At 45.5% G+C, this 11567-nt stretch carries 6 protein-coding genes; all 6 read left to right on the top strand.

The window, feature by feature from the left end; translation table 11 throughout:
* The first annotated feature begins 17 nt into the window (after window positions 1-17).
* The 6 genes from PSM36_RS00640 (at window position 18) to PSM36_RS00665 (ending at window position 11479) form a co-directional block, all read left to right on the top strand.
* On the top strand, window positions 18-3461 hold the full coding sequence (locus tag PSM36_RS00640) for a TonB-dependent receptor (protein ID WP_232001488.1): 3444 nt from the start codon (window positions 18-20) through the stop codon (window positions 3459-3461).
* A gap of 19 nt (window positions 3462-3480) precedes the next feature.
* Window positions 3481-5001 carry a RagB/SusD family nutrient uptake outer membrane protein gene (locus tag PSM36_RS00645; RefSeq protein WP_076928346.1) on the top strand — a complete coding sequence of 507 codons (1521 nt, stop codon included), beginning with the start codon at window positions 3481-3483 and terminating at the stop codon, window positions 4999-5001.
* Between the two features lie 16 nt (window positions 5002-5017).
* On the top strand, window positions 5018-6889 hold the full coding sequence (locus PSM36_RS00650; protein ID WP_076928347.1) for a hypothetical protein: 1872 nt from the start codon (window positions 5018-5020) through the stop codon (window positions 6887-6889).
* A 74-nt stretch (window positions 6890-6963) separates the two neighbouring features.
* Entirely contained in the window at window positions 6964-8043 is a 1080-nt protein-coding gene (locus tag PSM36_RS00655; RefSeq protein ID WP_154671060.1) for a family 16 glycosylhydrolase, read from the top strand.
* A gap of 225 nt (window positions 8044-8268) precedes the next feature.
* Window positions 8269-10614: a glycoside hydrolase family 3 N-terminal domain-containing protein gene (locus tag PSM36_RS00660; protein WP_076928348.1), complete on the top strand. Its 2346-nt coding sequence runs from the start codon at window positions 8269-8271 to the stop codon at window positions 10612-10614.
* A 289-nt stretch (window positions 10615-10903) separates the two neighbouring features.
* Window positions 10904-11479: an RNA polymerase sigma-70 factor gene (locus PSM36_RS00665; protein ID WP_076928349.1), complete on the top strand. Its 576-nt coding sequence runs from the start codon at window positions 10904-10906 to the stop codon at window positions 11477-11479.
* Window positions 11480-11567 lie beyond the last annotated feature (88 nt).

Here is an 11567-nt window from a genome sequence, read left to right on the forward strand (position 1 = left end):
AATATGTAGAACAAACCATGGGAAAAATTCCAATGAAAAGGCGATGGATGATTCTGATGTCGCTCTTTGTGCTGAGTACCGTAATCAGTTCGGCACAAAAAGTGAACCTGAATTTCAGCCAAACAAATCTGAGAACTGTACTGGAAAGTATCACCCAACAGACAGACTACACCCTGGCGTTTAGCAAGGAAGTGGTGGATCTGAATGATGCAGTAACTATCAGAGTGACCGATACCGATCTTACGCAGGTGTTGGACCAGTTGTTTACACCCCGTAATATCGGTTACGAGCTGAGAGACAACAAAATTTATATTTTTGATAAGTCGACGGCCGCAACAAGTGAAACAACGCAGGCTCCGCAACAGGAAATACGTCTGAGCGGGCGGGTGACTGATGAAAATGATGATCCGGTTATTGGGGCTAATATCTCCGTTCCGGAAACTACGATTGGTACCGTAACTGATATAGATGGGAATTATGCGTTATCCGTACCGAGAGGAGCTACGCTTCGCGTATCTTATATCGGCTATCTGGAGCAACAATTTACGATTACTAATCAGACCGTGCTTAACGTACAATTGCAGGAAGATACCGAAGTGCTCGATGAACTGGTGGTAATCGGGTATGGTGTACAGCGCAAAAGTGTGGTGACAGCCGCTATTAGTCGTGTGACGGCCGATGATCTCGCCTTTACGGCTCCCGTCAGGGTGGATAATGCGTTGAAAGGGCTTACAGCAGGTGTTACCGTTACTTCCGCTTCCGGTCAGCCCGGTGACGCAGCAAAGGTGCGTGTGCGTGGTATCGGAACCATTAACAATTCCAATCCTGTTTATATTGTGGACGGCATGCCGATTGACGGAGGTATTGATTACCTTAACCCGAGCGATATTGAATCCATAGAAGTATTGAAAGATGCCGCTTCGGGAGCTATTTACGGTACGCGCGCCGCGAATGGTGTTATTCTCGTTACTACGAAAAAGGGAAAAGAGGGAAAAGTGAGTTTTACGTATGATTTCTCATATGGTATGCAAAGTCCATGGAAAGAACGGGACGTGCTGAATGCCACCGAATACGCGATATTGATGAACGAAGGCAGGATAAACGGGGGAAATTCACCCTTTTATGCCGATCCTTATTCCTTCGGGGAAGGTACAAACTGGCAAAAGGAAGTTTTCAATTATAATGCACCGTTAGTCCAGCATCAGTTCAGCGCGAGCGGTACCACGCAACGGCTCAACTATTACCTGTCAGCAGGTTATTATTCGCAGGAAGGTATTGTCGGTGGAAATTTCGACCGCTCCAATTACAAACGCCTTGCATTGCGTTCCAACAATACGTATGTGCTCATGGATGCCAAGAATGAACGTAACTGGTTAAGTAATGTCACCTTTGGCGCCAATCTGGCCTATTCGCGCATCCAGTCGCAAGGTATTACCACTAATTCGGAGTATGGTTCACCTTTGGGCAGTGCACTTGCTTTCTCGCCTATCCTCGGAATTTATGAAGAAGACGAGGATGCCGTATTCGAAAGATATGCCAACGTAACGAATTTTAGTCCCGTACGCGATAAAAATAACGGACGTATCTATACCATTGCCGGCTCAGACTATAATGAAATTGTCAATCCGTTGGCCGCGCTGACTTTACCGGGCGAGAAAGGAAATGCCGACAAGTTTATTGCCAATTTCTGGGGCGAACTGACTATTTGGGATAATCTGAAATTTCGGTCGTCGTTTGGAACGGATCTGGCTTTCTGGGGCACTGACGGTTGGACTCCCGTGTATTACCTGGGACAATCCAATAAGGCTGAGAAATCATCCGTATGGTCGGAGATGAACCGTTCTTTAGTATGGCAGTTAGAGAACACATTATCATACGATAAAGCCATCGGACTACATAACGTAACCGTACTGTTGGGACAATCGGCGAAGAAAACCAACGGACGCCAGTTGGGTGGCAGCAATTACTATATGGTGGAAGAAAATCCCAACAAGGCGAATATTAACTTTACGACCGGTACCGCTGCTAACGGCGACATGTCGGTTTACGGAGGCGCTACTAATCCTCATGCCCTGGCTTCTTATTTCGCACGGTTAAGCTACAACTATGCCGAGCGTTACATGTTTCAGGCAACTATTCGCCGCGACGGTTCTTCCAGGTTCGGGACCAACAATCCCTGGGCCACCTTTCCCTCCTTCTCGCTGGGATGGAATATTATGAACGAAGAATTTGCACAAAACCGTCCCGATTGGCTGAACAGCACAAAACTCCGGTTTTCATGGGGTAAAAACGGTAACGAAAATCTCGATGATTTCCGCTACGTAGCGCTTACCCAAACCGGAAATAATTATTTCTTCGGGACAGGTGATGCCATAAGACTGCTCAACGGTACCAAACCAAACGGACTGGCAAACAGAGACCTGCGTTGGGAACAATCCATACAGACCAATATCGGTATTGACTTCGGATTGCTTGGAAATGCATTAACATTCAGTGGTGATTATTACAAGAAAATTACGGACGGTATGCTAATGGTAATGCCCATCCCTTCTTATGTGGGTGAATCCAAACCCTGGGGTAACGTCGGAGAAATGGAAAACTCCGGTTTTGAATTCGAAACAAGCTATAGATTCAAGGTATCCGACTTTAACTTCCGTATCGGGGGGAATGCTACCTACCTGAAAAATAAACTCATTAAATTGGGTAATGAAACCGGATTCGAGAATTACGACAATTACCAGAATGTGGGAACTGTATCGAGAGCCGAAAATGGCCAACCGTTCCCTTTCTTCTACGGGTATAAAACCAACGGTATTTTCCAGAACCTGGATGAAATCAACAGTTATACCCATACCGATGCCGATGGAAATGTGTCTTTGATACAGCCTAAAGCGGTGCCGGGGGATGTACGTTTCGTCGATATAAACGGAGATGGTAAAATTGATGATAACGACAAGACCAAAATCGGTAAAGGTATGCCCGACTGGACATTTGGCTTGAATTTTTCTGTTGCATGGAAAAATTTTGATTTCAACATGATGTGGCAGGGTACACAAGGGAACGATATTTTTGATGCGACGCGCCGTACGGATATCGCTTATATCAACCTGCCTTCGTATATGTTGGATCGTTGGACCGGCGAAGGGACTTCCAACCGTATTCCGCGATTCACCTTTACCGATGATAATAACAACTGGCTGTCGTCCGATTTGTACGTGAAAGACGGTTCGTATTGGCGGTTGAAGAACATACAGTTGGGATATACGCTCCCCAGAGGGATGACGAAAAATCTTCTGATTTCAAGCTTGCGCCTTTTTGTAGCAGCTGAAAACCTGCTGACTCTCACAAAATATGAAGGGTTTGATCCCGAAATCTCCGCCGGAGGCACACAGATCGGTATTGACCGGGGTATATATCCTCAGGCGAGAACGTATACATTCGGGTTAAATTTAAATTTTTAATTGCTAATCTGACTATCGTATGAAAAAATATATTTTAATTTTAATAAGTTGCATACTGTTGGGTATGACGGGAACGTCCTGCACAACTGATTTTCTGGATGTAGAATCGCCCGACAAGGTTTTTGTTGACGAATATTATAATTCGGATGAAAGGATCTTTGAAGCACTCGTTGCCGCATACGACCCATTAAAATGGTTTGACTATGCATGGGGGCAATATACGCATATAGGTTTGGTCTCAGATGTGATGGCTGATGACGTTTACGTCGGGGGAGCCGATGAAAATGATTGTATTTATTTGCACCGTATGTTTAACTACAACGCTTTGCCCACCTCTGTGGTAAGTGATCTTTGGACAACATTCTATTCCGGTGTAAACCGTTCGAATGTTGTAGTGGAAAACATTGAAAATGTAACTGATATTTCTAACGAGAATAAGGCTCTTTATACAGCCGAGGCAAAAGTATTGCGTTCGTTCTATTATACGTGGTTGTGGAAATTGTGGGGCAATATTCCCTATTATGAACAGAATCTCACGTTCCCTTATATACATGAGCAAAGCACTGCCGATGATGTGTACAATGGTATAATAACATCATTGGAAGACGCGATCGATAACGGGGGATTACCTATGCGTACAACGGCCCAATGGTATGGACGCGTATCGAAAGCCATGGCATATATGCTCTATACTGAAGTGGTAATGTACCAGCAGGACGAAAGCAGATACTCCAAAGCTCTCAGCTATATGGAAGAGATCATCGCTTCCGGCAGCTACGACCTGGTAGACGATTTTGCTTTAATCTGGGAAGAAGCGGGAGAATGGAATACCGAGTCGATTTTCGAGATCAATTATGTTTCTACTGCCGGTAAACGCGCCTGGGACAATGCTACTGGCGCCGGTGGTTCAGTTTATCCGAAATTTATAGGCATAAACAATCTGGGCAGCAGTCCGGATTATGAAGGCGGATGGGGATTTGAACCGGTTCGCGTGGAAACTTACGAAATGTATGACGAAGCCGATGAACGTCGCGATGGGGGTATCCTTAATTTTGCCGACTATACCGTTTCCACTGGTGCTACTTACACAGGACGTTATCAGGATACCGGATATTTTTTAAGGAAGTACCTGCCCCGCGTGGGTGGTAATGCAGGACATGCTGCTGATGCCGATATGAACTACAATAACAATTTCCGCGTTTACAGATATGCGGAAACATTATTGTACGCATCCGAACTCTTAGCCCGCGGTGTTTCAGGTAAAGGAACGGCACAGAACTATTTAAACGAAGTCCGCGACAGGGCGGGATTGGGAAGCATTCCTGCCACAGTGGACAATATCATTCAGGAGCGACGGTTGGAATTTGTGGGCGAAGGAAAACGTTACTGGGATTTGGTACGTACCGGTAAAGCGACTACCGTGCTTGTTCCGGATGGCCAGTACCGTACAAACTCATGGACACCCAATAAAAAATACCTGCCCATTCCTCAAAATGAGATTGATGCGGCGCAAGGTACGTTAACTCAGAATAACTATTAAATAAAATAGAAGAATTATGAAAAATATATATGGCTATATAAGGGTTACCCTCTTGATGGCGGCGATGGCTTTTTGCCTGGCAGGCTGTTCCCCGGATGGTTTTACATCGCCGAATGAGGCTGGTATTCCCCTGGCCGCGGATATTGACGTGAATATCACTGTCGACCAGGAAATCAACCAGGTAACGTTCACATTAAATAATAGGGCCGCTTATCCTGTATGGATCTTTGAGGAACAAAGTAAAATCACCTATTCCACAGTGAACGGGCTTACCAAAATTTATAGTACCGCCGGCACCTATACGGTAGAGATCAAGATCGGGAATGCAAACGGTATCAGCGATGGTTCCATCATCAAGACGTTTACGATTGACAACTCGATGGTTGACTTTAACAAGTACATTACATTCTTTGCCGGAACTGAAAGCAAAACATGGTCAATTGCTGCCAGCGAACCTGCGCACTTGGCTTGTGGAGAATCGGGAACAGACGGGACGGGCTGGTGGAGCGCATCGCCTAACGAGAAAGCAGCTTGGGGGCTTTATGACGATATACTTACCTTTACAACAGGTATGGACTATACCTATAATCCGGGTGTGGGAGGCACGGTGTATGTGAATGCCGGTTGTTCCGTATTCAGCGAATATAATACCAACGATGGGAATGACTTTATGGCGGCCGTTTCGGAACAGGTAACCACCTATGATTTTGTTGCGGAAGGAAACGACATTTACCTGACGTTCCCGGCACACACGCTGTTCCCATATATCGCCAACGACGATATTTACAATACTCCGAAATATAAGCTGGCAGGTATTTCACCTACTAAAATAGAGCTGATTTCGGACAACGGATCTATTGCGTGGCATTATATCCTGACAAGCGGTGAAGAAACAAAACCGGGCGGTTATGATCCGGATAATGATTGCAACATGTGGAAGACGGCAACGTTCACAAACGAGTTTTACTATGCCCCGGGTTGGAGCCAGATAGATGATCCCGGATTTGCCGACAACGGTAATTCTTATCAGATTACCTTGCCCGAGGCCACCTCCGACCAGTGGCAGGCGCAAGTGAAATTCCTGACTGACTTATCTACTAATGCGGCAACGAATTATGATTTTTCGACTATCTTCAATTCTACCAAGGATCACAACAATGTAACAGTAAAACTGGTTAAGACGGGAGATGATGGAGTGTATTACTTTCAGGAAAGTATTTCACTGAAAGCATATCAAGATTATACCTTTATTCAGACAGATATGGCCGGTATTGACATGGAGAAGGTAAGCCTTGTGCTCGACTTTGGCGGTAATGCGGCAGAAACAGTCGTTACTGTGAGCCGTGTCGTATTGAAAGAGCATAGTTGCGACGACGGCACCGTCATCGAAGAACCTGAAGAAGATGATGTGAACTGGCTGCCGGACTCGGACTGCAATATGTGGAAGTCGGTTAGCTATACGAACTTCTTTTATTATGCCCCGGGTTGGAACCAGATAGCAGACCCCGGCTTCGTGGCTGACGGCAACTCGTACAAAATCACGTTGTCCGAAGAAACATTTTCCCAATGGCAGGCACAGGTCCATTTCAAAACAGACAATATTGCGACCAGCGCTGCGAATAAGTATGATTTTCGCTGTATCTTTAATTCAAGCAAGGATATCAGGTCAGTAACTGTCAAACTCACCAAAGTCGATGATGACAATACGTTCTTCTTCACTAAGAATATTGATCTTATCGCGTATGAGGATTATGTGTTTAAGATGCCTGCTATGGATGGAATTGACATTGATAAGATAAATTTGGTATTTGACTTTGGGGGGAATCCTGCGAATGCCGAAGTCACCATCAGCAGCATTATCCTGAAAGAATCCGAATGTAATGAATAAAATAATGAATCTATAGCATAGTACGGCATCATGGTTTTGCCGTACATGCTTTTAATTATATGATTATGAATAAAATGAAGCTGTTTTTTTTGTCGGTACTTGCGCTTGCTATAGTGTGCTGCAGTAGTAAAGACAACGAAATTGAAGCAAGCGGGAGCGTTACTTGTTCTCCCACCCAAATTTATGCAGGTTATAGTAAGGAGACTTCGACTATTGATGTTACGGCTGACCGCGAGTGGGCCGCCTATAGTAACGAAGATTGGATTACCTGCAGTCCTACGGGTTCCGTCAATACTACCGGGACGATAACGGTAACCATTGCTGCCAACACGAGTACTTCAGCGCGTGAAGGTGCGGTTGTCGTTAAAGCGGGAACCCAACGGGTCAGTATTCCGGTAGAACAGGAAGGCAAACCAGTGCCCAATGTCGAGGCTCCGGAAGGTTATACCCTGGTGTGGAACGATGAGTTTGACGAAGGCGATCGCCCCAATGCCTCCGAATGGTGGTACGAAACCGGTGGCGGAGGCTGGGGAAATGGAGAACTGCAGCACTATGTCAGCGGTGATAAAGATGGAGAGCAATTGGCTGTCGTAAAAAACGGTATTCTCACTATCACTGCAAAAAAAATAGACGGAACGGTTTATTCCATCCGTATGAATACGGATAAAAGCTGGATATACGGCTATTTTGAGGCACGCCTGAAATTACCGGTTGGGAGAGGTACTTGGCCCGCCTTCTGGATGATGCCGAAAAATTTTACCGCTTGGCCCGATGACGGTGAGATCGATATTATGGAATATGTGGGTTATGATCCCAATGTCGTGCATTCTACCGTACATACCAAAGCATACAATCATACGAATCAAACACAGAAAGGTGCATCCAGAACCATACAGAATGCTTCAACCGAATTCCATGTCTATGCTACTGAATGGACTCCCGATTATATCAAAGGGTTTGTCGATGGAGTTGAATATTTCCATTTTCCCAATGATAAGGCAGGGAACAAGGATACGTGGCCTTTTTTCAATCCATTCTATCTGAAGCTTAATCTGGCCTGGGGCGGATCCTGGGGGGGCGCCCAAGGGGTAGATGAATCGGCATTGCCTGCCTCCTATGAAATTGATTACGTAAGAGTATATCAGAAAAAGTGAATTTTCTTAGGAACGAGGGCAGAAGAAAAACTTGTTTTGATTATGCCGAGTGACGATAGAAAATCTATATAGTGAAAAACTAAAAACTAAAAGTGAAAAGTGAAAAATTTAGGATGTTTGATTTGGGAATTGGGATTTCGGATTTGGGAGTTTAGTACAAGACTCTGAACTTCTCCACTTCTTGGACTTCTTCACTTCAGACTTCTAATTTCAATGTAACATCAAATGAAAAAAATCAGTTTTTTTATCCTAACGGTACTTCTGCTGGGTGCCTGTAACGGGGGAAATAAAAAAGCATCCGGCTTGGGTTTGGATGCCGGTATCGAAAAACGGATCGACAGTGTCATGGCGCAGATGACCCTCGAGGAGAAAGTAGGCCAGATGGCACAATTCACTGTCGATGTGATCGGAAAAGGAGGAAATCTCTATTTCAGTGATGAGCCTTTCGAAATCGATCCTGCTATGCTGGATACGGTGATTGGTAAATACAAGGTGGGTTCCATCCTGAATACCGCCAACAACCGGGCACGTACCACAGAGGTGTGGGAGAAAACGGTCCGTACCATACAGGAGAGAGCGTTGGCTGAGACAGGTATACCGGTGCTCTATGGCATTGATGCTATTCACGGGACTACTTATACCGCCGGTGCTACCTTCTTCCCGCAAGGTGTTGGGATGGCTGCCACCTTTAACACCCATCTAATGAAAGAGGGTTCCCGTATTACGGCTTATGAGACCCGCGCCAGCAATATTCCCTGGACTTTCGCTCCTACTATGGACCTGGGAAGAGACGCCCGCTGGTCGCGTCAATGGGAGAGCTACGGTGAAGACGCCTATCTCAATGCCCGGATGGGAGTGGCCTCCACACTCGGGTTTCAGGGTAATGACCGCAACAATGTAGGGAGCCACCATATTGCCGCCTGTGTAAAGCATTATATGGGTTATGGAGTACCTGTCTCGGGTAAAGACCGTACACCGGCTCTTATCTCAGAAAGTGAATTGCGTGAGAAATATTTTGAACCCTTTCGGGCCTCTATAGTAGAAGGCGGGGCACTTTCGCTGATGGTTAATTCGGGTATCATCAATGGCGTGTCCACCCATGCCGATTATCGGCTACTGACTGAATGGGTGAAAGAAGAGCTCGCGTTTGACGGGGTAATCGTGACCGACTGGGCCGATGTACAGAATCTGCTCTCGCGGGACAGGATCGCCACAGATTATAAAGAGGCAGTGAAAACGGCCATCAATGCCGGTATTGACCTGGTGATGGAGCCGTATAATCTTGCCTTTTGTCCTACTTTAGTAGAACTGATAGAAGAAGGTGAGATACCCATGGAGCGGATTGACGATGCAGTACGTAGGGTATTGCGGATGAAATTTCGTCTGGGGCTCTTTGAGCATCCTTACTGGTCACGTTCTGAATATCCCGACTTTGGGAGCAGTGAGAGTGAAGCGGTAGCAAAAGCGGCCGCTGATGAGTCGATCACCCTGTTGAAAAATGAAAACAACATCCTGCCGTTACCGTCCAATGTCCGTATTTTAGTGACAGGCCCTAATGCGCACTCTATGCGTACCCTCAACGGTGGATGGAGTTATTCATGGCAGGGAGAAAAAACCGAAGAGTTTGCTCAAGAATACAACACTATCTACGAAGCCTTGCAAAATAAATTCGGCGCTGCGAACGTGAGATATGAGCCGGGAGTTACCTATAAGATGGATGGCCAGTATTACGAAGAAAATTCGCCTGAGATTGGAAAAGCGGTAGCTGCCGCGGCAGGGGTCGATTATATTGTGTTGTGTGTAGGAGAGAACTCCTATTGTGAAACACCGGGTAACCTGGATGAATTGGCGCTGTCAGAGAATCAGACAGCCCTTGCATTGGCGCTCCAAAAGACAGGAAAACCGGTCATACTGGTATTAAATGAAGGACGCCCACGACTGATCCGTAAGATTGAACCGGATTCCAAAGCGGTACTTCAGCTTTATCTCCCGGGTAATTTCGGGGGAGATGCACTGGCCGATATTCTTACGGGAGATGTCAATCCAAGTGGAAAACTGCCTTATACCTACCCGAGATTCGAGCATGGGTTGATCACCTACGATCATAAGCCAAGCCAGAATATAGACGGTAAAATGGAAGGCGCTTACGATTACGGAGCGCAGACGTCGGTACAGTATCCGTTCGGATTCGGACTGAGTTATACTACATTTGAGTATACCAATTTATCAGTGGACAAGAAAGATTTCGTGTCGGGTGATCTGCTGACGGTGACCGTGGATGTAAAGAACAGTGGAGCGTTGGCAGGAAAAGAGGCAGTACTGCTCTTCAGCAGCGATATGGTAGCCTCCCTTTCGCCCGATGTACGCCGTCTGCGTGCATTTGAAAAGATAACACTCGAACCGGGTGAGACCAAAACCGTTACACTGCAACTGGCAGCCGACGACCTTGCCTTTGTAAATGAAAAAGGAGAGTGGACGCTGGAAGCAGGCGAGTTCAAACTACAGGCGGGCGACCAGATTGCCATGATCCGGTGCACGGAAACCCGGGGTTGGGATAGGCCGAATAAGTAAAGTATAGATATTTAATTTAATGTGATAATGTACCAATATGCCAATGTAATTATTGGTGAGTGTCCTGCCCGGATTACTTGTAACAAATCCTAAAAGGATGATGCAGGTTCCTATAACAAAAATCGTCGGATACGACTCTCTCATTCCGGCGATTTTTGTTATTTTGAAGGAAGCCAAAAAATCAGAATGAGTAGTTATAAGGTTACAGTTTCCTGATTAAATATTTTTTTGCATCTTTGCAAAAAGTCCGTGAAGAAAAATAAAATTCAGGATACTTATTTTGTAGCAGATGGCAGAGAGTGCAGTATTGGAGAACCTGTTCAGGAGAATTGCCTTTCAAGACGATCAGGAAGCGTTTAAAGAGTTGTTTTTCGACTTCTATCCTGCCCTCTGTGTCTTTGCACAACGTTACATCTCTTCGCCGGAAGCGTGTGAAGATATTGTTCAGGATACTTTCTTTCATTTATGGAAAAACCGGAAAAAGATCGAAATCACCTCCTCTTTTAAGAATTTGCTCATCACCAGTGTAAAGAATAATTGTACGGATTATCTCCGTAAACAGTCTGTGCGACAGTATTATGCGGAGAAGCAGGCCGTTTCCGCCACCACCGATACCCCCGAAGTGATTTATACCATTGGAGAACTGGAACAAATGCTTCATACTGCCTTGAAGCAGCTACCCGAAAACGTGAGGAGAGCCTTTGAACTGAGCCGGTTTGAGAATATGACTTACAATCAGATAGCGGAGGAAATGTCCGTCTCTCCCAAAACAATAGAGGCTTATATCAGCAAGGCGCTAAGCGTATTAAGAGCCGAACTGAAGGATTATCTCCCATTGGTATTGCTCACATGCAGCATTACTTAGATTTAAAACATTGCATTATAAAAAGGCCTTTTTCTGTTGTTGAACATCGCTTGCATTATGCAAAAAAGCATTATGCAAAGAAGCATAA

Origin of the sequence: Proteiniphilum saccharofermentans, from assembly GCF_900095135.1 — a bacterium.
Classification (GTDB): Bacteria; Bacteroidota; Bacteroidia; order Bacteroidales; family Dysgonomonadaceae; genus Proteiniphilum; species Proteiniphilum saccharofermentans.

Excerpts from the sequence above, each read along its gene's own strand:
- PSM36_RS00640 (WP_232001488.1), top strand. The coding sequence starts at position 18 with ATGGGAAAAATTCCAATGAAAAGGCGATGGATGATTCTGATGTCGCTC.
- PSM36_RS00645 (WP_076928346.1), top strand. The coding sequence starts at position 3,481 with ATGAAAAAATATATTTTAATTTTAATAAGTTGCATACTGTTGGGTATG.
- PSM36_RS00650 (WP_076928347.1), top strand. The coding sequence starts at position 5,018 with ATGAAAAATATATATGGCTATATAAGGGTTACCCTCTTGATGGCGGCG.
- PSM36_RS00655 (WP_154671060.1), top strand. The coding sequence starts at position 6,964 with ATGAAGCTGTTTTTTTTGTCGGTACTTGCGCTTGCTATAGTGTGCTGC.
- PSM36_RS00660 (WP_076928348.1), top strand. The coding sequence starts at position 8,269 with ATGAAAAAAATCAGTTTTTTTATCCTAACGGTACTTCTGCTGGGTGCC.
- PSM36_RS00665 (WP_076928349.1), top strand. The coding sequence starts at position 10,904 with ATGGCAGAGAGTGCAGTATTGGAGAACCTGTTCAGGAGAATTGCCTTT.